Origin of the sequence: Bradyrhizobium canariense (genome assembly GCF_018130465.1) — a bacterium.
In the GTDB taxonomy this organism is placed as follows: Bacteria; Pseudomonadota; Alphaproteobacteria; order Rhizobiales; family Xanthobacteraceae; genus Bradyrhizobium; species Bradyrhizobium canariense_C.
The window spans coordinates 126,214-148,256 of record NZ_JAFCKJ010000010.1 but is presented as its reverse complement, the minus strand read 5'-3'; the positions used below and the strand labels follow the sequence as shown (position 1 = coordinate 148,256).

General features: G+C 59.3%; 21 protein-coding genes and 1 pseudogene. 20 read left to right on the top strand and 2 right to left on the bottom strand.

What is annotated here, in order from left to right:
- Positions 1–184 precede the first annotated feature (184 nt).
- From JQ591_RS24730 to JQ591_RS24645, 18 genes and pseudogenes are all read left to right on the top strand, one after another.
- Positions 185–715, top strand: a pseudogene (locus JQ591_RS24730) (iron-containing alcohol dehydrogenase); the annotation flags it as partial.
- A gap of 21 nt (positions 716–736) precedes the next feature.
- Entirely contained in the window at positions 737–1,411 is a 675-nt protein-coding gene (locus tag JQ591_RS24725; protein WP_211398571.1) for a poly(R)-hydroxyalkanoic acid synthase subunit PhaE, read from the top strand.
- Positions 1,408–1,785 carry a hypothetical protein gene (locus JQ591_RS24720; RefSeq protein WP_433995214.1) on the top strand — a complete coding sequence of 126 codons (378 nt, stop codon included), beginning with the start codon at positions 1,408–1,410 and terminating at the stop codon, positions 1,783–1,785. Before JQ591_RS24725 ends, JQ591_RS24720 begins: the two co-directional genes overlap by 4 nt.
- A gap of 747 nt (positions 1,786–2,532) precedes the next feature.
- Positions 2,533–2,742 (top strand): hypothetical protein, encoded by a 210-nt coding sequence (locus tag JQ591_RS24715; RefSeq protein ID WP_211398570.1) that lies wholly within the window; start codon positions 2,533–2,535, stop codon positions 2,740–2,742.
- Positions 2,743–2,878: 136 nt separating this feature from the next.
- Positions 2,879–3,094, top strand: a complete 216-nt coding sequence (locus JQ591_RS24710; protein ID WP_211398569.1) for a hypothetical protein — start codon at positions 2,879–2,881, stop codon at positions 3,092–3,094.
- A gap of 78 nt (positions 3,095–3,172) precedes the next feature.
- Entirely contained in the window at positions 3,173–3,679 is a 507-nt protein-coding gene (locus tag JQ591_RS24705) for an A24 family peptidase (protein ID WP_211398568.1), read from the top strand.
- A 1-nt stretch (position 3,680) separates the two neighbouring features.
- Positions 3,681–4,586 (top strand): Flp pilus assembly protein CpaB, encoded by a 906-nt coding sequence (gene cpaB, locus JQ591_RS24700; RefSeq protein WP_211398567.1) that lies wholly within the window; start codon positions 3,681–3,683, stop codon positions 4,584–4,586.
- A gap of 12 nt (positions 4,587–4,598) precedes the next feature.
- Positions 4,599–5,798, top strand: coding sequence for an AAA family ATPase (locus JQ591_RS24695; RefSeq protein ID WP_211398566.1), 1,200 nt, complete (start codon positions 4,599–4,601; stop codon positions 5,796–5,798).
- 146 nt (positions 5,799–5,944) lie between these two features.
- Positions 5,945–7,195 carry a CpaF family protein gene (locus tag JQ591_RS24690; RefSeq protein ID WP_349630407.1) on the top strand — a complete coding sequence of 417 codons (1,251 nt, stop codon included), beginning with the start codon at positions 5,945–5,947 and terminating at the stop codon, positions 7,193–7,195.
- Positions 7,196–7,206: 11 nt separating this feature from the next.
- Positions 7,207–8,124: a type II secretion system F family protein gene (locus JQ591_RS24685; protein WP_249137625.1), complete on the top strand. Its 918-nt coding sequence runs from the start codon at positions 7,207–7,209 to the stop codon at positions 8,122–8,124.
- Positions 8,121–9,032 (top strand): type II secretion system F family protein, encoded by a 912-nt coding sequence (locus JQ591_RS24680; RefSeq protein ID WP_211398563.1) that lies wholly within the window; start codon positions 8,121–8,123, stop codon positions 9,030–9,032. Before JQ591_RS24685 ends, JQ591_RS24680 begins: the two co-directional genes overlap by 4 nt.
- A gap of 2 nt (positions 9,033–9,034) precedes the next feature.
- Positions 9,035–9,679, top strand: a complete 645-nt coding sequence (locus JQ591_RS24675) for a methyltransferase family protein (protein WP_211398562.1) — start codon at positions 9,035–9,037, stop codon at positions 9,677–9,679.
- A gap of 24 nt (positions 9,680–9,703) precedes the next feature.
- Positions 9,704–10,204, top strand: coding sequence for a hypothetical protein (locus JQ591_RS24670; RefSeq protein WP_249137624.1), 501 nt, complete (start codon positions 9,704–9,706; stop codon positions 10,202–10,204).
- An 8-nt stretch (positions 10,205–10,212) separates the two neighbouring features.
- Entirely contained in the window at positions 10,213–11,700 is a 1,488-nt protein-coding gene (locus tag JQ591_RS24665) for a pilus assembly protein TadG-related protein (protein WP_211398561.1), read from the top strand.
- Entirely contained in the window at positions 11,700–12,122 is a 423-nt protein-coding gene (locus JQ591_RS24660) for a TadE/TadG family type IV pilus assembly protein (protein ID WP_249137622.1), read from the top strand. The genes JQ591_RS24665 and JQ591_RS24660 overlap by 1 nt, the downstream gene beginning before the upstream one ends.
- Before the next feature lie 297 nt (positions 12,123–12,419).
- On the top strand, positions 12,420–14,030 hold the full coding sequence (locus tag JQ591_RS24655; RefSeq protein ID WP_211398560.1) for a type II and III secretion system protein family protein: 1,611 nt from the start codon (positions 12,420–12,422) through the stop codon (positions 14,028–14,030).
- Positions 14,031–14,041: 11 nt separating this feature from the next.
- Positions 14,042–14,443 carry a hypothetical protein gene (locus JQ591_RS24650; protein ID WP_211398559.1) on the top strand — a complete coding sequence of 134 codons (402 nt, stop codon included), beginning with the start codon at positions 14,042–14,044 and terminating at the stop codon, positions 14,441–14,443.
- Between the two features lie 79 nt (positions 14,444–14,522).
- Positions 14,523–15,059 carry a tetratricopeptide repeat protein gene (locus JQ591_RS24645; protein WP_211398558.1) on the top strand — a complete coding sequence of 179 codons (537 nt, stop codon included), beginning with the start codon at positions 14,523–14,525 and terminating at the stop codon, positions 15,057–15,059.
- A gap of 48 nt (positions 15,060–15,107) precedes the next feature.
- On the opposite strand, the gene JQ591_RS24640 is transcribed toward JQ591_RS24645, so the two are convergent.
- A complete protein-coding gene (locus JQ591_RS24640) occupies positions 15,108–15,713 on the bottom strand; it encodes a hypothetical protein (protein ID WP_211398557.1) in 606 nt (201 codons plus the stop codon).
- A 1,030-nt stretch (positions 15,714–16,743) separates the two neighbouring features.
- On the opposite strand from JQ591_RS24640, the gene JQ591_RS24635 reads away from it, so the two are divergent.
- Together JQ591_RS24635 and JQ591_RS24630 are read left to right on the top strand one after the other, a co-directional pair.
- Positions 16,744–17,376, top strand: a complete 633-nt coding sequence (locus JQ591_RS24635; RefSeq protein WP_211398556.1) for an NYN domain-containing protein — start codon at positions 16,744–16,746, stop codon at positions 17,374–17,376.
- 95 nt (positions 17,377–17,471) lie between these two features.
- Entirely contained in the window at positions 17,472–17,717 is a 246-nt protein-coding gene (locus JQ591_RS24630; protein ID WP_211398555.1) for a hypothetical protein, read from the top strand.
- Between the two features lie 2,823 nt (positions 17,718–20,540).
- Here the strand turns inward: JQ591_RS24630 and JQ591_RS24625 are convergent.
- Positions 20,541–20,858 carry a hypothetical protein gene (locus JQ591_RS24625; RefSeq protein WP_211398554.1) on the bottom strand — a complete coding sequence of 106 codons (318 nt, stop codon included), beginning with the start codon at positions 20,856–20,858 and terminating at the stop codon, positions 20,541–20,543.
- Positions 20,859–22,043: the final 1,185 nt, after the last annotated feature.

Genomic DNA, 22,043 nt, shown 5'->3' with positions numbered 1-22,043 from the left:
GCTTATGGCGAGCCGCGCCACCCTTGGCACGAGACCTTTCTCGCGCTCCTAACAACCGCTTCGGCCTTCGCAGATCTCCCGGTGCACACATCGAGCAAAATCCAGCAAGGCCGAGACGATGATCGCGACCTGTTGGCTTGCCGATTGCCAGCTGGCGTAAAAAACCGTCTTTCCCGGTGTGGCCATTGCGCGGCAGGCTCTCGCCCTGCTGTCGGCAAATGTCCGGACGGTCTGTGCGGACGGATCCAATCTCGAGGCGAGGTCGCAAATGCTGCTGGGGTCGATGCTGGCCGGCATGGCCTTCGCCAACTCCCCGGTCGCCGCCGTGCACGCGCTGGCCTATCCGATCGGCGCGCTGTTCCACGTGCCGCACGGCCTGTCTAATGCCTTGGTGCTGACCCAGGTGCTGCGGTTCAATTTGCCGGAGGCAGAAGGCCTCTACGCGGAACTGGCGCCGATCGTCGATCCCAAATCGGAAGGAATGAGCGTCAGCCAGCGGGCACGGCTGTTCGTCGATGCGATCGCGGCGATCTGCCGGGATTGTAACGTGCCGGCCTCGCTGGCCGATGTCGGCATCGCGAGAGGCGACCTGAACAAGCTCGCCGAGGACGCGATGAAGCAGACGCGGCTTCTCGTCAACAATCCGCGGGAATTGAGCTTCGACGATGCGCTGGCGATCTACACCGAGGCGTTCGGCAATCGCGCGGCGGCCTGAGCGGTACAAAGAGTGAGCAGCATGAGCGAGAACGACAAATCGGCTTCCGCTGAGTCCGATCCCGGCCTTGAATGGGCGAAGCTGTGGCAGACGATGGCCGAATCCTCGAACCGCATGGTCGAGGCGTGGTCGGGGTCGATGGCGCCCTTCATGCTGGCACGTCTGTCGGAAAAGCCGGGTGGTTTTGGCGACGGCAACGAATTGTCGGCGGCGATCGAGCGGATGGCGCAGGGGCCGCGGCTTGCCGACGTCTGGGACATCGACCGGAAAATGGCACTGGCTTTTGGCGCCTGGATCGAGATGCACCAGCGGCTTGCAAGCTACAATGCGGTCGCTGCCGCTCCGTGGCCTGAAGCGTCGAAGCGTTTTTACGAGACGATGTCCGCAACCGGTAGCGGTGGCTCCCCGCATCCGAAGTGGCGCGAGGCGTTCGCCAAATGGAGCGAAATCTCCAACGAGGAACTGATCCGCAACCAGCGCTCCGACGGCTTCTTGCAAGCCCAAAAGGAGCTCCTGCAGGCTGGATTGAAATTGCGGAGCCGGCAGGATGACGTGGCTGAAGCGGCGTCAGCCATGTTGGGCCTGCCGACTCGCAAGGATTTCGACGACGTGACGCGGCAATTGACCGAACTCCGCCGTGAAGTCCGCACGCTCACCCGCCAGATGCGTGACCAGAAGAGCGGAGGCGCACGATGAGCGACCTTGAGAATCAGACCTCGCGCTTCGCCCGCGACATGGCGGCCAACCCCGAGAAAATGTTCAAGGCGACACAGCTGATCGCCAATACGCGGGATGAAGACGTCGCCATCGGCACGACGCCGAAGCATCTCGTCATGCGCCGCGACAAGGTCGAGCTGTTCCATTACGAGCCGATGGCGCAAGCGAGTGCGAAGACGCCCGTCCTTTTGGCCTACGGCCTGATCGGGCGGTATACCATGGCTGATTTACAGCCCGACCGTTCGCTGGTGCGCAGCCTGCTCTCAAAAGGGCTCGATCTCTGGCTGATCGACTGGGGCCAGCCGGGCCGAACCGAGCGATGGCTGAAAATTGATGATTACGTCGATGACTAAAGATCCGGATCGTGCGCGCCATTCCGTTGAATCCGCGGGCGACGTTTGCGCTTACCCGATTGTCCCTCACTTCTGCGCTTGCCCGATCGCGCAAGCGTCAACATCAGCCGAGGGCTCAAGGATTCCGAACATGCGTCGATACAATAGCGGCTGCCGGAACACGCGTCGCCTGCCGAGCTCCTTCCTGGTCCTCGCCTCCTTGCAGCAACTTCAGGACACCCCGGACCACGTCAGGTGACGAGGCGCCTCCATGCTCTGAAGGCATCGGGCATCCCTCGCGCACCGGCAGCAGAGTGTGCACCCGTTCAGAAGATGATCGATGCCTTTGCTGATCGCGTCGCTCGTCAACTGGTTGCCTGAAGTGGGTTATCGATCTTCATCCAGACAGGAATCTGAACTGGAGTCGGGTTCTTGCCGGTACAGGAACTGTTCCGCGGCATGATCCGATGGATACGTCAGTTGCGCTGACTGTCTGACACCGACGCAAGCGCCAACGCGTCGCGGGGGGCCAAGCCGGCTAGGGCTGAGCGCTCCTGGAAACGCCAGCACGCTGTCGCGGTCGATCGAACTCCGGCTGATCAGCGAATGGTTAACGGGAAGGAGGAGTACCCCCTTTGATCCACAGCACCACTCTACGGAGCACGCGAAACGTTCGGATCAGACATTACAAAGAAGGCTGGTTGGCTGCAGGGTCTTTTCGCCAACGAACGTTCCGATGTTTGTCACCTCAACAAAAGGATATTTCCTATGCTGCGTTATTACATCATCGCGAAGGACGCCATGAAGCATCTGCGCACGGACCAGGACGGCGTGGTGTCGTTCGAGTACATCATTGTCGCGGCTTGCATCATCGGCGCAGTGACTGCTGCGTTCGGTACTGGTGCCGGCGGTGCAATCGCGACGGCGCTGAGCGGCGGGATCACCTCGATCACCAACGCCTTCACTGCGGCCGTGTAATACAGGCATGCCGCCCCAGAAGGGGGCATGGGAATCTGCCCCCCGCTTTCTGAGGCATGCATTCATGAATTGGATTGCTGCCACAGCCTCATTTCTGAAAGTCCTGCCTTCGGGCCCAAGAAGGAATCCTCTCCCAATGCTGCGGTATCGCGTTAAGTCCACGGACGCGTTGAAGCGTCTGCGAACTGACCAGGACGGCGTGGTGTCGTTCGAGTACGTGATGCTGGCGGCTTGTCTCGTCGGCTCAGTCAGTGCTGCTTTCGGTACAGGCACTGACGGAGCTGTCGCGACGGTGCTGACGAGCGGCGTCAACATGATCAGCGCCGCAATCAGTGGCGCCGTCGGAAGCTAGCACAGCCGTCTGGGCCATGAAGGCACGGGAGATCTGTCACTACATTGTCTTCACTACATTGTCTAAGGCGTGAATTTGATGAGTTGGATCGTTTCCATAATCTCGTTTCTCGAAATCCTGTTGTTGCTCTATGTCGCGACGACCGACATCGCGACGCGATTGATCCGAAATGAGATTTGTCTAGCTCTGGCGCTCCTCGGGATCGCGGGTCAATTGGCGAACCCAATGGACCTTACCCAGTCGGTGATCGTGGCTGCGATCGTGTTCCTGCTCCTGTTCGGCATCTACCAACTCGGCAAAATCGGCGGCGGCGATGTCAAGTTGCTGGTTGCCTTGGCGATTGGTCTCCCGCTGACAGGCGTGATTCAGTTGTTGACCGTCACCGCTCTGGCCGGCGGCATTCTTGCTTTGGTGCATCTGATGATGCGCCTCCTTCCATGTCCCAGGCTGGCGCCCGCCGGATCGTCGCTCGTGCGCCGAGTCTATGCGGTCGAGCGTTGGCGCCATTTGCGACACGCACCGCTACCTTACGGGGTTGCCATAGCGTGCGGTGGTATCTGGACCGTTTTCAGCAAAGGACTTTGACATGTCATCCGCTTTGCGTCTCTCGATCATCATGGTGTTCCTGTTCGCGGCCGTCGCGCTCGGGCTCATCGCCTACAGCATGAACGTGCCGAAAGCGGAGGTCCCGGTCGCACAGGTCACGGAGAGTATTCCGGCGCCTCCCACTGTCGGGTACTTTGTCGCGGCACACCCGCTGCCGAGAGGGACACTGGCGCGCGACGAGGATTTCGAGGTGCGCTCGTCGCCGCCAGGTAGTGTTCCGACAGAGGCGATCCGTGATACGCCCGACGCCAAGATCGGACTTCGCGGATCTCTGGTTCGCAACTTCCTCGACACTGGCAGTCCCGTCACATCCAAGGACATATTGCGCCCGCGCGAACGGGGTTTTCTCGCTAGCGTCCTCGCACCGGACAGCCGTGCCATCAGCATCAACGTTGACGCCGCGTCTGGCGTCTCGGGCCTGATCTGGCCGGGTGACTATGTGGATGTCGTGTTGACCCTGGAGTCGACGACGCTGGCCGAGAAGCCAAATCCAGACTACCAGCATGGCACGCTGAGCGAATCCGTTGTTCACAATGTTCGAGTTGTCGCGATTGACCAGGATATTGTGCAAAGTGGCTCGGCCAGCAATGCCGCAGCCGGTAAAGTCGCGCACACTGTATCGTTGCAGCTCGCGCCAGAGCAGGTCAAGAAAGTCACAGTTGCAGCAGTGCTCGGAAAGCTCTCCTTGGCCGTACGGTCAGCGGTCGATCGACAGGACATCGGCGACACGGCCGCGACGGTGGTGGTTTATGCACGCAACAGCGGCACGAAATACTCAGTCAGAAGGGACGATGCAGGCAACACGCGCACGCTGTTGAGCGGTGACGTGTTGCCGGCAATTGGCCCGTCAACGCCGGTCGCTTCGGCCGTTTCGTCACGTCGGTAAGGGGAGGCAGTGGTGAACGTTAACATTGCAGCAGTCAGTCCGCCTCAAGAATCAGCATCGGTTGTAACGCGCAACCAAATCGTCTGTTTCGTCAACGACGAGCTTAGCGCTGCGGCTCTGCGCAAGGGCCTCGAGGGTAGCAATTTATCGATCAGGCGCGGCACGATCCGTCATGCCATACGGATGCTCGAAACCGACACCGAGCTATCTGCGTTGGTGGCGGACATCAGCGGAATCGATGATCCATTTTCCGAACTGGAAAGGTTGGCCGCCGTCTGCCCCCCCGATGTCCGGGTGGCTCTGATCGGCGAGAGCAGGGAGATCACCTTCTACCGCGAGCTCATGGAAATCGGTTTGAGCGAGTACCTTCCGAGGCCGCTCACGCGCGATCTGGTGCTGCACCAGCTACGTCCGAAACTGCTTGGCGACGTGGCGCCCGGTGCTGCCGATCGCGGCGGGCATGTGATCTCGATCTGCGGCGCGCAGGGCGGCGCCGGCGCAACGAGTATCGCTATCAATCTCGCGCTGCAACTGGCCGAGACCACAAAGGCCAAGGTCGCACTGCTCGACCTTCATCTACAAAACGGTGAAACAGCCGTGATGCTGGGTGTTCGGCCCGGGCCAGGGCTTCGCATCGCTCTGGAAAACCCGATGCGGGCGGACACGTTGTTCCTCGAACGCGCGGCAATCGATATCAACGAGCGAGTTTGCCTGATCTCCGCCGATGAGGAGTTGGACGCGCAGCTCGACATCACTGAAGCGGGCGTGAGACATGTCCTGGGTCTGCTCCGTCAACGGTTCAATTACATCGTTGTCGATATACCGGTCCCGTTTCCGCCATCGATCCATCCGGTGATCACTCTTTCCCGGCACGTGCTGGTGCTGCTGGAAGCGGAGGTGACCGGACTTCGCAATGCCCATGCACTCCGCACCGCCGTCACCAACATCGCCGGTAAGGATCGCGTGTTTACTTTGCTCAATCGTGCCGATCGTCCCGGCGGCCTTCCCAGGGCGACGATCGTCAAGGCCTTGGGCGCAGAACCCGACATGGTGATTCCCGATCTCGGGAAGGGGATGACCCAGGCGGTCAATCTCGGAATTCCAGCCCTAAAGCACGTACGAGGATTGCGACGTCACCTCGCCCCAATTGTCCGGGAGATCGCAGGCGTCGGTGCCGAACGGAAGGGATGGTTGAGGAGGCTGCTCGGGTGACGAAAAAATTTGGTAGGCGCGAAGACGACACGCCAGCTCGTTTGCCTGCATTGCCGCTTAGCTTGCCTGCATTGGCGCCGGATCTGCCTGTGCCAACCTCGCCAGCAGCTACGCCAAGGCACGACGAACCTTCTACCCAGCGGCCGGTGATGCCGGCCTTGCTGCGTGAACGGGTCATAGAGCAGATTGAGCCGTCGGTGGCCGCAACGGTCTCGCGTGACGTTCTTCGGCGTCAGATTGAGGAAATCATCCATGGAATCGCCAACGAGGAACGGCTCGAACTGTCAGGTCGCGAGCAGTTTCAGCTAGCGGACGAGATTGCGGACGACATGACCGGCTACGGGCCGCTCCGTCCGCTTCTGCTGGATCAATCGATCAACGATATCATGGTCAACGGACCGAGTAACGTTTACGTCGAGCGACACGGCAAACTGGAACGGATCGCGGTGCGATTCCGCGACAATGATCACATCGCATCCGTAGCACAGAAGATTGCCGCGCAGGTCGGCCGGCGCGTCGACGAATCCAGTCCGATGGTGGATTGCCGCCTGCCGGACGGCAGCCGGGTCAACATCATCTTCCCGCCGCTGGCGATCCACAGCCCCTGCATCTCCATCCGAAAATTCCCAAGCCGCCGTCTGGACATGGCCGGGATGATCCAGAACGGATCAATGACCGCGGCCATGGGACAATTGTTGGAGATTGCCGGCCGGTCCCGGCTCAATATTCTGGTTTCTGGCGGGACCGGTTCCGGCAAGACGACGCTGTTGAACGCCATGAGCCAATTCATTGATCACAGCGAACGTATTGTCACCATTGAGGATGCTGCGGAGTTGCAGCTTCAACAGCCGCACGTGATCAGCCTGGAGACCCGGCCTCCTAGCCTCGAAGGCACAGGCCAGGTGACACAACGCGATCTGGTGTGGAATGCCCTGCGCATGCGTCCCGACCGGATCGTCGTCGGCGAGGTGCGCGGCGCCGAAGCGTTTGACATGCTGCAAGCGATGAACACCGGCCACGATGGTTCGATCTCCACAGTGCATGCCAACTCCGCCCGCGACGCGCTGACCCGCATCGAAAACATGGTGCAGATGGGACAGCCGAATCTGCCGCTGCGGGCGATTCGATCTCAGATCGTGGCTGCGCTGGATATCGTCGTGCAAGTAGAACGCATGCGGGACGGACAGCGTCGCGTTATCCAGATCAGCGAGGTGATCGGGCTGGAAGGCGAGGTGATCACCACCAACGACATCGCGGCGTTCGAGTACGAACAAGAGGATATTCACGGACGGATATCGGGCACCTACAGATCCACCAACGCTGCCCCGAAATTCAAGAGCCGTCTTACCTATTATGGGCTTGATCGAGCCTGGGCTGAGGCCATGAGGCAGCTATAATGCCGGAGTTCTTGACCACGATTGACCTGATGCTCCTGATATGCGCAGCAGCCACCACGTTGTGGCTCGACGCACGACAGCGACGCTTCGATCGTCAACTGACGATAGCTCTGCCAGTTTCAGACTTGGCGGACCTACCATCCATTCGTCGGTTAGAGACCGGGTCCCGCTGGCAGTTTGTCTTCCGCATCGTCAGTTACGACGCCGGGATCGCTTACGCTTGGCACCCCGCGTATGTGCTATTTGCCGGTGTGGTCGCAGCGGCTGCAATCCTTTATGCCAATAGCGTGCTCAAATTTTCCGACTTCTACGCGTATCCGGCGGCTGCAATTGTAGCGATCGTGGTGGTGCGAGGTCTATTTGGATGGCAGCGAGATCGTCTCGCCAGTCAACTCTTTCGACAACTGCCCGACACGATCCAGCTGGTAACAAGTACTGTTCGATCTGGACTGCCCGTGACCGAAGCATTTCGCACCATCGCTCGCGAGATGCCGCAACCGACAGCTGGTCAGTTTGCCATCGTATGCAGCGAAGTGAGTATGGGGAGACCTCCGGAGGAGGCTGTAGAAGCTGTCTATCGGCGAACGCAAGTGGCCGAGTATGGGATCTTTGCGGTCACACTTGCAGTCCAGCTCAAGGCAGGTGGCAGTTTGACCGAAACCCTGCAGACACTGGGAGATACTGTGAGACAGCGGGTTGCGCTCGCTGCTCGCGCAAAGGCTCTGGCAGGAGAGGTGATCTTTTCCTCACGTGCGCTTTCGTTGTCGCCCATAATTGTCGGTGGGCTGCTGTACACGATCAATCCGGTAACGGTCGATCTGCTGATCTATGATCCGACGGGAAACAGGCTGCTGGCTTACGCGGCAGCCTCGGTGATTGTCGGGTCCCTTGTGATACGTTGGATGGTCAGAAGGGAAACAGAACTATGACTTTTGGTCTCGGTTTGGCGGCCCTGGCCATAGCACTTGCGACTGCGACCCTCGTGCTGATGATCCACGAACTACACATTCGTGCCTTGAACCAGCGGGTGTCAAATGCGGTGCTGGGTGTTCCTGGCCGGTCAGCGCCCCTCCAGGACATGACCGGTTGGCTTTCGTCGCTCGGCATGCGGTATCGACGCTTCTACTCTGCGGAAAATCTGGACCAGCTCCGAACCATCGTTCAATCGTCAGGTTTGAATCCTCATCGAGCCTTGTCGATCTGGATCGGTGTCAAAACCATCAGCATGTTCTTGTTCCCGGTCATTGCCTTGTTGGTTGCGCAGATTCTTGGGAAGCCACTCACGGACGTGCTGGTCTTCAGTCTCATTGGCGTGGTGATCGGGATTATGGGGCCGCGGTTGATCCTGTTGGTTCTAAGACGCCGGTTTAATGCCGGCATTCGGCTGGGCACGCCGGATATGATCGACTTGCTGGTTGTCTGCAGCGAAGCGGGAATGGGTCTTGAAAGCGCGCTGGAACGCGTAGCGGAAGAAATGAAACAGACCAATCCCCCCATGGCCCGGGTTTTGTACGGCCTTCTTGATGATCTCCGGATATTGCCAAATCGCAGCGAGGCATTCGAGAAACTGGCATCTACGTCGGAGGGGCTTCGCCGGTTCGGCACCATGGTCAGCCAAAGCCTGCAATACGGAACGCCACTGAGCCAGGCTCTGCGCAGTATCGCTATGGACCTCCGGCGAGAGCGGATTACCGACCTCGAGGAAAGGGCGCACAAGTTGGGTGCCAAGCTGACTATTCCGATGGTGTTGTTCCTGCTTCCAGCCATGTTCGTCATTCTAGGTGGGAGTCCGTTTCTGCACCTCGTCCGTACATTCTCCAGCATCGGTGTGAAGTAGCCATGAGTACCATGACGCTGTCGAAGAATCCGTCTTACGAGTGGGTGATGCAGCTGCTCGGCAGCATGTGGTTCACGTTGCTGGCACTTTGCGTCGCCATCAGAATTGGGTCATTTATCGATCCCTGGCCATCGCTTCTGTCGAGTTTTTGCCTTGCCGTCTTCTACATGCTCCTGGCGGTCTTGATCATGACGAGGTCGCCGGCAAAGGCGCATGCGGATGGGGTGTTGCCTAGGGCAGCTGCGTTCGTCGGCTCCTATTTACCGTGGACGATCTCGTTCTTCGGCAAAACCGAGCAGGCGTTGCCAAACTTGCTGTCCACCGCTTGTGTGCTTGTCGGCATGATCATGATGCTTGTCACCATCCGACATTTGGGGCGGTCGTTCAGCTTGGTGCCACAGGCGCGTTCGGTCGTGCAAACCGGCCCCTATCGATGGATCAAGCATCCGCTCTACTTCGCGGAAGAGATCGTGATTGTGGGCGTGGTGCTGCAGTATCTGACGCCGATTACGGCGCTCGTGCTGGTCCTGCATATCGGCGTTCAAATATGCCGGATTCTCTACGAAGAAGATCTGCTTCGGCGCACCTGCCCGGAGTATTCCAGTTACGAAGCATCGCGTTGGAGATTGGTCCCTTATGTTTGGTGAGCGGCTATGCGTGGTCGAATTGTCATGGATGTCGTTCAAATCGCTCGCGATCGGAGCTGGCGTCGGGACGTGGTAGCTGCCAGTCGAGGCGGGTGCGCGGGCCATACAAAATCTCTCATCGCGGATCAGCGCGGCGCCGTCGCGTTTGAGACAATGTTCGTCTATGCTTTGATGGTGGCGTTTCTGCTGATGCCGCTCGCCGACGTCGCCGCCGCAGGCTTCCGGTTCATCTCCGGGTGGGCGGCGTTGCGTTCCTTCGGGCAATACATCCAGTACAAGAATCCGCCCGATCCGGCTAACCCGGGGACGTGGAGTTCAGGGCTGCAGAAGAACATCGCAGGATACACCATCAGCAACATTCAGGTTTGGTGCGGAAGCAGTGTGTGCTCCTCAGGCAACCTTACTCTGATCCCCAAATACTTCACGTTTTCGACGACCGTCACTTTGGCTCCGATCGTGTGGAGACCGGTGCTGTGTCCAAACTCTTGTACGTACACGCTATCTTACTCAGAGCGCTTCCAGTAGGTGTTCCCATGCGTAATCTGCTCCGTTCCCAACGCGGCTCGGCCGCATTCGCAACAGTCATCGCCCTCGTGCCGCTCATCGGAGCGGTTGCGCTCGGGGCCGAGGCCGGGTCGTGGTACGTCACCAGGCAGCAAGGGCAGAACGCCGCCGATGCAGCGGCCTACGCGGGGGCCTTGCGGCTTTCGTGCGATATTGCTGGTGCGGCGAACTGCGGTACATCAGTGGATTATCAGAGCAGGGTATTCGCGGCGCAGAACGCGTTCTGCAACTCCGGCGACGCCTATTCAGGCTGCGCGACCAGCCTTCCGAGCCGGGTCTCCCGGACTGTGCAGGTCGATATCGGCAACTACAGTGCGGGCTCGTTCACAACGCCGGCTGCGGGCACCGGGAACGCCGTTCGCGTCAGGGTGAGCCAGCAACAGCCGGCCTACTTGGCGGCGGTGCTGGGTGCGACCACTGTCCCCATCCCCGCCCAAGCCATTGCTGAGGTTCAGAAGCCGAGCAAAGTGTGCGGCTTGGCGCTTGGACCTGATCCGAACGGTGGCGGCGCGCTGAAAATTGGCGGTAACGTCACCAACAACGGAACGGGCTGCCCGCTGATGTCGGATGCGAGTGTCCAGTTTGCCAGCACTCCATCTTTCACTGGTTCGGGGTGGGGTGTCTATGGTGCAACGGGCTGCAGTCCAGCCAGCAACTGCGCTAGCCCCGGAGTAACACACAACTACTTCATGCCTCCTGCGATGGATCCACTGCAGGGACTGCAAACTGCGTCGTTCAACAATACCTTCATCAGTACGAATATCACGGGCAATGTTAACCTCGCACAATCAACGTGCCCCGCTTCGGCGCCTGCGGGCACGACCAAATGTTTTCCGATAAGTGCCAACAGCGCTAGTACGGCATACAAAAGCATAAACGTGTCGAACGGAGACTATTACTATTGTTCCTCAACAACCACAGCAAGATACTACTTTAGCGGAAGCATAACCGTTAACGGCGGCGGGGCCTTCGCGTGTAATCCAGGATCGCCTGTGACAGCCTACTTTAAGGCCGGCATAACTGTTAACGGCGGGACCCTAACTCTTGCCGCAGGAACGTACTTCTCTAATGGGGACATAAGTCTTGGCGGGACAGTCACTGGCACGAACGTGACGCTCGTGTTGCTCGGGAATTCAAAATTCACCATCAATGGCGGTACGATTAACCTTTCCGCCCCTACGACGAACAATTTCTCGTCTTCTCTGAACGGCGTTCTGATTGACGATCAATCGACCGGGGCCGTCAACATCAACGGCAACGGCGCAGTTCGGCTTGCGGGAGCGATGTACTTTCCCAAGGCAGACGTGTCGTTCGGCGGGACGGCTCAACCCACCAATTCGACCTGTTCGCAAATGATTGCCAAGTCACTCAACATGACAGGCAGCGCCTACCTGAGCACGGATGCATGTCTTCCGTCGACCATCGCTTACACCCAAGTGGTCGCTTTGGTGCAGTGATGAGAAAGCTCGATCAGCGCGGCATGGCGGCGTTCGAATTGATCCTCGTCTTCATACCGCTTTTAACATTGATGTTCGCCATCTTCGATCTGGCACGCTATGCGATCACCGTGCAGTCATTGCGCACGCTCTCGAGCGCTAGCGCGCGGGCAATGATGATTCAGTGCTACGCGCCCGCCGTGACCGGTCTGACGCAGAGTACATCTCCCTCGAGCTGCACCGGCGACTACCTGTCGACCACGCAGAAGCAGGCTGCTGCCCCCTTCTTGTATAGGAATGGCAGTTCCGCCCCGACAGTCAGCACGACTTCGGGAGCCTCTGCACTGACGGTGACGGCCTCTCAGGCTGGCTTCGCCATGGTGATGCCGATCTGGGGCAGAGCATTGAACGCGCCGAGCGCGTCCACCACAATTCCGTTCTAGCGGTAATAGCCGCGGGAACTCGCCCGCGGTCTCCGCAGCACGATAGTTCCGAGCAGCAGAGAAAGTGGTGCTCGATGGCAACATCGGAAGGTTTTCTCTGCTCTTTGCCGCAGTGCGGTAAGCCTCTCTTCTTGCAACGAGGCAGCATGAAGGATGATGATCTCAGAAATACGCAGTAACGAATTGTAGTGGGACAGATTGTAAACTCTACGACGTCGTGCGCGAGGGAGAGTCGTTAGGACGCCGAGGACGTAGATTTACGGGGACAGCCGCGGCTGGCGGCGAAGGGGACTCGGAATGAGTTGGGGTCGCGTTTCTGGGAAGGAGGGAGCGGGGCTTCCCGCCTTGGGAGTGATGGCTCTTGGCGCCACGCTTGCCCTGTTCAATTCCGTTGATAGTGCCGCGGCCGCAGACCGGCGGGGCTCCTCCGGCGGCGGCGTCTTCGTCAGCGAAATGAACGACGTCCAGCGGGTCAAGGTAGTCGTCAACAAGTCACGCACCTTCAAGGTCGACACCGCGTTTGCGACGATTGTTGCGGGCTCACCTGACATCGTCGACGTGAAGTCGCTGAGCGATCACCTGATCTACGTCCAGGGCAAGCAGACCGGCACCACCAACGTCATTTTGTTCGACAGCTCGATGAAGCAGATCGGGATCCTCGACGTCGAGGTCGTGATCGATACCAGCAATCTGCAGCAGAACATCCGGACCGGAACCGGCATGCAGGGGGTTCGCGTCTCGGCCTCCGAGGGGCAGGTGGTGCTGAGCGGAACGGCTGTCGACGCAGTTGCGGCCGAGCGGGCCATGGCAATCGCCACCAGCACTGTCGCGAAAGGAGGCACTGTCGTCAACGCGATGAGCGTCGCGGCGCCGCAGCAGGTGATGCTGGAAGTGCGCTTTCTCGAGGTCAACCGGGACGCGGGCCGAAACCTCGGCGTCAATCTCTATGCGGCGAATGCCAACGGCACCAACGTTGGGAATACGGGGCTCGGAGCGGCGACGGCAGGTCGACAGCCAATCGGTTCGCCTCCGGGGGCAGGAAGCCTCCCGGTCCTCGGAACATTGGGTACGCTTGTTGGCACTGCGGGCGGTATAGCTCCGGTCCCGTTCGGAAGCTTGTTGACCAGCATCGTTCGGACGTCCAACGGCGGCTCGGTGGACTTGTTGATCTCGGCGTTGGAAACCAAGGGATTGGCTCGCCGGTTAGCCGAGCCGAACTTGACCACGCTTTCCGGCGATGCCGCTCGCTTCCTGGCCGGCGGTGAATTTCCAGTGCCTGTAGCGTCCACGGCCGGTACCGCTGGTCTCGTGCCAACAGTGACGATCGAATTCAAGAAGTTCGGCGTTGAGCTGGCTTTCGTGCCCACCGTTCTCTCGCGCGGCGTGATCAACCTTCGGGTCGAACCTTCGGTCAGCGAGCTTGATTTCTCCAATGCGGTTCAGATTGCGGGGACGATCATTCCGGCGTTGACCCGCCGCGACGCGCGGACCACGGTCGAGCTGCGCGACGGCCAGAGCTTTGCGATCGCCGGCCTGCTCCAGACTCGCAACCGCCAGGACGTTTCGCAATTGCCCTGGATCGGCTCGGTGCCGGTGATCGGAACCTTGTTCAGCAGCAAGTCGTACCAGCAGCAGGAAACGGACCTCGTCATCATCGTGACGCCGCGCCTGGTCGCGCCGGCGGCGCCCGGCCAGCAACTGGCGTCGCCGCTGGACTCCCGCCTTCCGGCCAACGATGTCGACTTCTTCCTCAACGGCCAGATGGAAGTCCGCAAGCGCTACAATGACTACGTCAATTCCGGTGGCGACGTGAAGGGCCCTTACGGCCATATCATCGCTCCTGAGCTCAGGACGCCCGTTCCGCCACCGGCCGCTGCCGACCAACCGGTCGTAAAGACCCTCAACTAGGAGCGAGAGAGATGACCATAAGGTATCTGGTTCTGTTCGCGCCCTTCTTGCTCGGGGGATGTTACGGTCTCGCCGGTCATGACGAGGTGGACCGCTACTTCCAGCGTTCCGATACCATCACGATGACCGCCGGCGATGCCAAGCAGGTCAACGCCGTCACCCATACGATCCATCCATGGCCGCGATACGTCGGCGACCGCAGGATCGCGTACGACGCTCGGCGCGTTGGTCCCGCCGTCACACGTTATGGCGAGACGAAACGCCCCGTAGATCAGCTTCCCGATATGGGACAGCCGACGGAAGCGATGGGCCAGCGGCCTCCCGTCACCCAGAATGTCAACATAGAAGGTTTGCCGCCTGGATCGGCGGCTGGAGTATCGGTGCCAGTCGGCGGCGGAGCACCGGGTAGGTAAGAAGCCAGGGGGCCTTGGCGTTGGATCACTCAACAATGATATTTCAATGAGTCCGATGAGCCGGGCGGGGACAAGATTTATGCGGCGCATCATCTTGATGCTGACCTGTTGCTGGTTGGCGACCGGCCTTGCGGCGTGTGAGACCACGCTGAGAGACGCGGCTATCGTCGCTCCCGTGGAGCCGCCGGGCGGCGACCCCGTGCAGGAACCGACCGACGTCAAATATTATCCTTCGGACGAGCCCGTGCGGCTGGGGCTGGAGCATTTCAATCGTGGCAGTTACGGAATTTCCCAGCGCTACTTCAAGGACGCCGTCGAGAAATCGCCGAAGGACGTGACAGCCTGGGTTGGCCTGGCAGCAAGCTACGATCGGTTGCGTCGGTTCGATCTTGCGGACCAGGCTTACGCCCAAGCGATCAGACTTGGCGGCGAGACAGTCCAGATCCTCAACGATCAGGGCTATTCATTGATGTTGCGGGGCAATTTGAACGGCGCGCGTCGAAAATTTGAGAAGGCTTATGCGCTCGATCCGACCAATCCGGTGATCGCCAATAACCTTGAGCTCCTCAATGGCAGCCGTCGGTTCATCGAAAGGCCGCCGAACAATCAACCCTAGGCGGAACAACTGGCCGCAGTTTGATTTTTATTGAAATTTTGGTCTCGGCTAGTTCGAACCCAGCACGGCGTCTACCCGCCGACTGCCATTTCTGACGATGATGATCACCCCGTTTCGAATTGTAAATCTGGCGCCGAGCAGTTTTGGAATTTTCTCCGTGAGCGGTGATGGCAGCGGGATCATCGCACCATCCACGAAATCGCCGACCTTGATCGCGTCTGCCGGAGCGCCTATCGAGGGAGCCGGCTTGATATACACCTTGATCTGTTGAATCTCCTCGGACGAGAGAGTCAATGCGGCCTGCGTTTCGCCAAGACGATTGCTTCTCTCGATCGCAGCCTTGTCCTTTGCATCCTGCTGCTGTTCAGCCTGACGCCTTGCCTTCTCGGCTTGATCCAGTTGCGCGACCCGCTCCTTGAGCGGTGCAAGCTCGCGATGAAGCGCGACGACCTCCGATTTCAAAGACCTGACCTGGGTGAGGGCGATCGCCGCGCCGACGCATGCGACGATCACGATCAGGCTGATCAGCGCAAGGATGGCGCCCGTCGCTTCCCGGCCCCGGCGTTCGGATCCGGCATCGGAGATGTCTTGCGAAGGACCAGGGCGTATCCGATCTAGCAATGATCGTGCTTTTGCCATAACGGAAGTGAACATGCCTGGTCTCCGAGAGTGCTTCGCTTGATGCGGCGGCTAAGCCGGCAACTTAGGTGGACATTGAGACGGCCCGGAGACCGCCCGATCGCTGCGGGGCCCTGCATTCGACTGGGAGCAGGCGGGCCAGCCGATGTCCTGATGGGACAGTGTACGGCCTGCGGCGATGACGCGAACTCCGGCAACCCGTAAATTTCCCAAGTGTCGGCAACCAGCCGCGCTGGTTGAGTGGCGCCAAGTTGAGTGCCGCATCATGAAAACACCAAAGCCAAAGCAATGGAAGGATCACGAGGTCCAGCAATTGTCCAAGCTAGCCAGGGCAGGAGCTGGCGTATCGAAGATAGCAGCCGAACTGGGCCGCCACACCGGATCAGTGAGGCGAATGGCGCGTACTTTGGGAATGCTGTTGAAGAAGTAGATTTCGAAGAACATGCCTCGCTGAAGCATCTCGGCTTCAAGGTTCGCCTGTATGCGCTCGCCACCGGCGCACGGAGCTATGAAGCCATCTTTCGCTGTGACGGATCTGGCGAGTGTCCTACCTGTTGAGTTGGACCTCTGTTGGACGCTCTCGATCTCGCAGCTCGATAGGGGGCCGAGAGCAGGATCAGGAAAAGTGCCCTGGCTGCTCTGTATCTGGCAGCGGCGCGGCTGTCCTCCCGTCCGGACATCACGGTCGTCCGTTCCCGGGTGCACACGCGCCAGGTCCATGCTCGGCCTCGCCGTTCTAAGGCGATGTCAAAGATTTCGAGTCGGTCAGGCATTGCGTTGCACAAAATTGCGGACAAGTCGAGCATAGCCGAAGCGGCTGATCCTATCCACCTGGGACGGACATACCCTTTTACGCGGGCCGGGCGGAATTTTCGTAGCCCTGGGGTGTTGCGAATTTAATTTTGGCCAAAGCAAAACTGTTTGAAGGCTAAAGGACCGCAGTATAGCATGTGAAAGTCCGCTTTGATGAAAGCTTTGGAAGTGCCGCCTCATTGGCGGGTTCATATTCCCGCAGCATGGCACTTCGTGCTTCCGAGATCACAACATGTCGTCTCCCAGCAAGATTGCGCTCTTCATCGACGGAGCCAATCTCTATGCCACAGCCAAGACGCTCGGCTTCGACATCGATTATAAGCGCCTGCTGGGCGAATTTCAGAGTCGCGGTACGCTTCTGCGCGCATTCTACTACACTGCCACAATCGAGGACCAGGAGTATTCCTCGATACGTCCGCTCATCGACTGGCTTGATTATAACGGCTACACGGTCGTCACCAAGCCGACCAAGGAGTTCATCGACGCCGGCGGCCGGCGCAAGGTCAAGGGCAACATGGACATCGAGCTCGCCGTCAATGCGATGGAGCTCGCCGAGCATATCGACGAGATGGTGCTGTTCTCCGGTGACGGCGACTTCAGGTCCTTGGTCGAGGCGGTGCAGCGGCGCGGCGTGCGGGTCAACGTTATTTCCACGATTGCGAGCCAGCCGCCGATGATCGCCGACGAGCTGCGCCGCCAAGCCGACGTGTTCACCGACCTTACCGAACTCCAAGCTAAGATCGGTCGCAATCCGTCCGAACGCCCAGCTCCACGCGAGCGTGAGTTGCGCTATCGCCCGCGCCAGATCCCCGAGCATCAGACCGTCGCGGGACCGAAGGGAAACGACAGCGTTCTCGAGAGCTGATCCTCTGCGAGGCTGCTGGTTGCAATCCAGAAATTGCTAAGGCTCGGTTGCCAGCGCACTTGCTCGTTCGTCGAGCTCGGTCCGCGGGGATGAGCGTGACGAATAAGCCCAGCATTTGCGCCGGGCTGATCGCCAATATGGTTCGGTTCTCAGCAACGGACCGACTAAAGAAGATTCTTCGTGGCCAGTCGGTTCGGATTCTGACATTGAATGCCTGCTGGCGAGCGTCGCGCATGGTGTTGCTGCCCGATACCTCCGCGGAGTGCGCCGGTCGTGCGGAGCTGCGCAATGACGTTCAAACCAATACATTCGAAATGGATGTGAAATCTGATGCGAAATAGTTCCGCTCGGATGCATCGTCGGAACCGAACGGGTGCCGCCAAAACCACAAATTTGATTATGGCGCATAATCATGTTGCTCCACCGCAAAATAAAAAAATATGCTTGGGGAAAGAAAACACGGGAGGTTGGAGATGGAAGCTGTCCGCCGTTTTCGCGCAATGGCGTCGCTCTGCCGGCAGACCGCCGCGCGTTGTCCCGAGCGGAGCTGGAAGCTGCTCGCAGAAGCAGAGTACTGGGAGCATTTGGCGGCTTCAGCTCCAGCTCACTGAGCTTCGCACCGACCATTTCCGTCGACTCCCGAGTCCGGGTCATTCAGGGGCAGGTAATGTCCAGTAATCGCCTGGCTTGTACCTGTGCCAGTGAACGTCTGCGGACGATTGTGGAGGAGCTTAGAGGGGACTGTCATCGTAGTCGAATGTCCGTCTAACGCGGTGCTAAACTGAGGGCAGGCGCGCGGAACCTTTGTTCGTGTGGCAATTCGGCTATAGCAGCGCCAGGAGTTCGTTGATCGCGCGGCGGCGCGTCAGGGTATGCCAGAGGACGCAGGCGCCGTCGAAAGAGTTTTGAGTACCAAACCAGCGAAGCAAAATCGCAAATAATCGGACATCGAAAACTCCCGGTGTTGCGCCCCCGCCCCCCATGACCCTTCGCGCCGAGATGGGACGCCATGCGGCTCAAATCTGGAGGCACGGTGGTCCATTGTGCTCCTGACGATAGATCCGGGCGCGGATGCAAGCTGGTCGCGCAGTTCACGCTTGTGAAACATAATCCCCGCCGTCAACCGGTCGCGCCCATGCGGCCGCCAGACATCGACCTTTGTCTGCTAGGTGATCCACTGCTGTCTTATTCGTGCTGAGGTGCATCGGCTGTTAAGGGTTGGTTTAGTTCCCGGTATGATCATTGGGGATCACAAGGGACCCGAGCATGCAATTGCACCATGCGAATACCTTGGAAAGGATCGAGACGGTCGCGGATCACGGCAGTGGGGAGGTCGCGACGTGGCCCGTCACTCTCGACCAACTGGATTTCTCGGCCTCCAATCGAAATGAGGTCCTGGCGCGGCTGGCGCCAAACGGTCATTCAAAACGTACTATTTTGCTCCTCATGGTCGCATTGGGTGGGGGCACTGGATTGGGATGGGCGGGCGCTTGGTATGGTCCTGCAACTATCTCGGCTCTCAACCCAATTGCTCAGATAGAAACGGCCTCGCGCCGCATGCCTGACACAAAGTCAGGCGGTAAGGCCGAAAGCGCTCGAAAGATAGCACGAACACCGGCTGCTTCAGGTCAACTCTCCACAGTCAGCGGGAGCTTTGCTCCGAAGCCGCTGGCCAAAGCGTCCAGTGGGACGCAATCGGCGGAAGCTTCGAACCCAGCTTCTTCGGCTGTCGAGGCGGACATGTCTGTGACCGGCTCGGTTGAGCCTGCGAGGCGGTTCCTGTCGGTCCCCGAGACAAGACCAACGACTATTGAGGGTTGGGCAGTCCTTGACGTTCGCGGCGGAACGGCGGTGCTCGAAGGGCCCGATGGGATTCGGATGGCAGCACAGGGCGACGTGGTCCGCGGCATTGGCCGAATAGACTCTATCGTGCGTTGGGGCGACCGCTGGATAGTTGCAACAGCTCGTGGATTGATCTCGACGCCGTAGGCGTGAGGGCTTGCGAGGAAGAGACATGCCACTCGCTCATGCGGCCACCGATCGGCATCAGCTCTCGCGACTCGATTGTCGGAATGGACATTGACGTTCCCAGCAAATCATACGCCGCTTAATCAGCGGCTCCCTCGGAATCGTGAATTTTACGTCGGCGCACGGGCGTGCGTGGACCGCGTAAGAACGGCGGCCTCCGGCGGGCTATCAAGGCACAAGGTCGGAGTTAAGCTGCCCTCCGGTAAAAGAACAGCGCCTCCGCAGTCGTGGGTTTAGCCATGTAGCGCTCTCCCGCTACCAAATTCATCAACAAGATTGGCCGCTTAGGGAATGCGCTCTTTGCGTCGATTTCTCGTACCACGCTAGGACTCGCGCCTCAACTCGTCCACGGATCGGGGCATGGTCGTACCCTCTTCTGTTATTTTTGGATTTCTTTGAGGACGAACTCACTTTTTATGAATCGTTCCACAAAGCGATGGTGCCGAAACAGCTGAGCCTCTGAGCTTCCGGAAATTCTCTCTGACGTCGCGAGACGAACAAGCAGGATCCGAACGCGGCCAGCCGTCAAGCGCGGCCGGTCAAAGGTGAGCTTTTCGAGCCCCGGCGTTAAGCTTGGCGGCACCAGTGTGTATGGGAAACATCGTAGAGGGCAGTGGCAAGGAGTTCGGCGCCGGCTTGAAGTATGCTGGTCTGCACGAAAGCTAACCGTCCAAAATGTGGGTGTGGAGATGACAATCTGGATGCTGCGCTCGCCGAAGTCGCAAAGCATCGGAGACGCGGCGCTGCCTGATGGGAAGGGGTGCGGACGGCCGTAGTAATACAGGTCAAGGATGGAAGAGGCCCACTACGTTCCGTCTCACCATCCTTCGTGATTACCGATCTGGCAGATGAACCGGGGGCCGAGCTTAGAGGGCGGGAGGTCATCGGGCCAGCGATCGACAAATTCTGCCGAGAGCGTCACGTTGTGGCTGCACCGGTTACAGAAAACAAGCAGGTCACACACTCGTGCAGAGTGCATCTGGCCTAGCTTCTTGTTGGGGCCGCATGCCGCCTCGAAGCAGCCGACGGAACACCTCGCGATCATGATTCCCCGGCGGTCCGGCTTCCTGGCGGGCGAGGGTGGGGTCAAACCGGGCAGCCCAAACCTACAGTTCAGCTGCGCTCCAATCTGTCCCTTAGTGCCTGGCCGCTCTCTCAAGGAATTCCAGCATAGAAGGCGCCACGTCGTCGAATTCGACGAAGCGACGGCGCAGCTCATCCGCGATATCCCCGGTCACATCGCGCGACCATCCCTCGCTCGTGTTGAAGGCGACAATGCGAGCTGGACGAATGTAATGGCCTTCGATGAGGTGCCGCAGCAGAGTCGCACGATTGCTACCCTCTTCTGCCGTTTCGGACCAGGCTCGCCCGAGACGGCCGCCGAAGTCCTCGAGCACAATGTAGACGTCGTGGTCAGCCGCACTCTGCGGCACGACCGATGGCGAGTGAACCATGAGAACGCTCTTGGCTAGAGTTCCCTTCAGGACTGAACCTGACCCTAACCGGTCGAAAATGCCACGGCTAAAAAGGATTAGGTTGTAACGGGCTTGTCCGGACCGCCCGCGAGCCGCCGTGCTGCTTCGCCGCCTCTTTCGGCAGGTTCTCCGGACAATCTATCCGGTCCATCAGTTTGGACGCGGCGACGAATTCAGCTAGACGAAGACGGGGGACACGTCTCACTCGTCGATGGGATTTCCCCTAACCCTGCCGCTGTGGGCATTTGCACAAGCCATTCTCGGTCGCCTTCATGGAGGCGAAAAAGTTGGCCCAGCCGGGGCCTCCAGTTGCTCTGGAGCGGCTTTTCCAGCGGCGCTATGCCTCCGGTCAGCTTGGGCAGGTGTTTAAGCCTTTACCTTTCATGAGGGTGCGGAGCTCAAGCGCGGTCTCGGCCACAGCGTCTATTCCATGCCCTCACCGGGATCGAGGTCGAAGTCTTTCGCAGCTTTATAACGAACTACCACGCTATTGATAGGCTTCGTTGTAAAGCTCATCAGTCGGCGAAATTCTAACATTCGATTCGCAATTGCTAGGGCGAGGCGCGTCGCCCTGTGCGCTTTCCTTGAACTACACTTGAGTTAAGCGGATGGGCCGCGGGGAGACGTGAGCCATTATGGAGCCGCCATATAGCGAAACTGTTTGTAGCCTCTGCGGCCGGGGCAGGACCACGCGTAGGGGCCCTGCATGCTGAAATTGGTCTTTTTCACTTCATTTGCGAGCGCGAGTGAACCCGAGCGGCGTGTGGTGGTGTCGCCCGGCCGGTTGCCCGTCACGGCTGTGGCGCGGCGCTCCGGGTGTTCGGTCGGATAATACGGATCTGAACCTTGCGGCAAATTGGCTCCGCTTTCCCCGCGCGTCACTGGCACCTGGAATGGTCGCTGCCCGACGCGGCCATGTCTTTCTTTTGAACAGCACGTCGGCGGCGACATGTGGATAGCATTGACGCCAATTCCGACGGGCGCGCCTCACGATTCCATGCCTATTTATTGAGAGGATATCCGGTCGTGAATCCGCATGTGATCTAAGTGCATACTCACCAGATAAGCTCCTGCGCAGCTGGATAGCGGTTTGGGTTCGCCACTCGCTCGCGGAGCGCAAGAATGTGCGCGCACCTATTTGCCAAGAAGGCCTTCCTGCTTGTC

Bases quoted from the DNA above. Each gene is read 5' to 3' on its own strand.
- JQ591_RS24725 (WP_211398571.1), top strand. From the start codon at position 737: ATGAGCGAGAACGACAAATCGGCTTCCGCTGAGTCCGATCCCGGCCTT.
- JQ591_RS24720 (WP_433995214.1), top strand. From the start codon at position 1,408: ATGAGCGACCTTGAGAATCAGACCTCGCGCTTCGCCCGCGACATGGCG.
- JQ591_RS24715 (WP_211398570.1), top strand. From the start codon at position 2,533: ATGCTGCGTTATTACATCATCGCGAAGGACGCCATGAAGCATCTGCGC.
- JQ591_RS24710 (WP_211398569.1), top strand. From the start codon at position 2,879: ATGCTGCGGTATCGCGTTAAGTCCACGGACGCGTTGAAGCGTCTGCGA.
- JQ591_RS24705 (WP_211398568.1), top strand. From the start codon at position 3,173: ATGAGTTGGATCGTTTCCATAATCTCGTTTCTCGAAATCCTGTTGTTG.
- cpaB (WP_211398567.1), top strand. From the start codon at position 3,681: ATGTCATCCGCTTTGCGTCTCTCGATCATCATGGTGTTCCTGTTCGCG.
- JQ591_RS24680 (WP_211398563.1), top strand. From the start codon at position 8,121: ATGACTTTTGGTCTCGGTTTGGCGGCCCTGGCCATAGCACTTGCGACT.
- JQ591_RS24675 (WP_211398562.1), top strand. From the start codon at position 9,035: ATGAGTACCATGACGCTGTCGAAGAATCCGTCTTACGAGTGGGTGATG.
- JQ591_RS24670 (WP_249137624.1), top strand. From the start codon at position 9,704: ATGGATGTCGTTCAAATCGCTCGCGATCGGAGCTGGCGTCGGGACGTG.
- JQ591_RS24665 (WP_211398561.1), top strand. From the start codon at position 10,213: ATGCGTAATCTGCTCCGTTCCCAACGCGGCTCGGCCGCATTCGCAACA.
- JQ591_RS24660 (WP_249137622.1), top strand. From the start codon at position 11,700: ATGAGAAAGCTCGATCAGCGCGGCATGGCGGCGTTCGAATTGATCCTC.
- JQ591_RS24655 (WP_211398560.1), top strand. From the start codon at position 12,420: ATGAGTTGGGGTCGCGTTTCTGGGAAGGAGGGAGCGGGGCTTCCCGCC.
- JQ591_RS24650 (WP_211398559.1), top strand. From the start codon at position 14,042: ATGACCATAAGGTATCTGGTTCTGTTCGCGCCCTTCTTGCTCGGGGGA.
- JQ591_RS24645 (WP_211398558.1), top strand. From the start codon at position 14,523: ATGCGGCGCATCATCTTGATGCTGACCTGTTGCTGGTTGGCGACCGGC.
- JQ591_RS24640 (WP_211398557.1), bottom strand. From the start codon at position 15,713: ATGTTCACTTCCGTTATGGCAAAAGCACGATCATTGCTAGATCGGATA.
- JQ591_RS24635 (WP_211398556.1), top strand. From the start codon at position 16,744: ATGTCGTCTCCCAGCAAGATTGCGCTCTTCATCGACGGAGCCAATCTC.
- JQ591_RS24625 (WP_211398554.1), bottom strand. From the start codon at position 20,858: ATGGTTCACTCGCCATCGGTCGTGCCGCAGAGTGCGGCTGACCACGAC.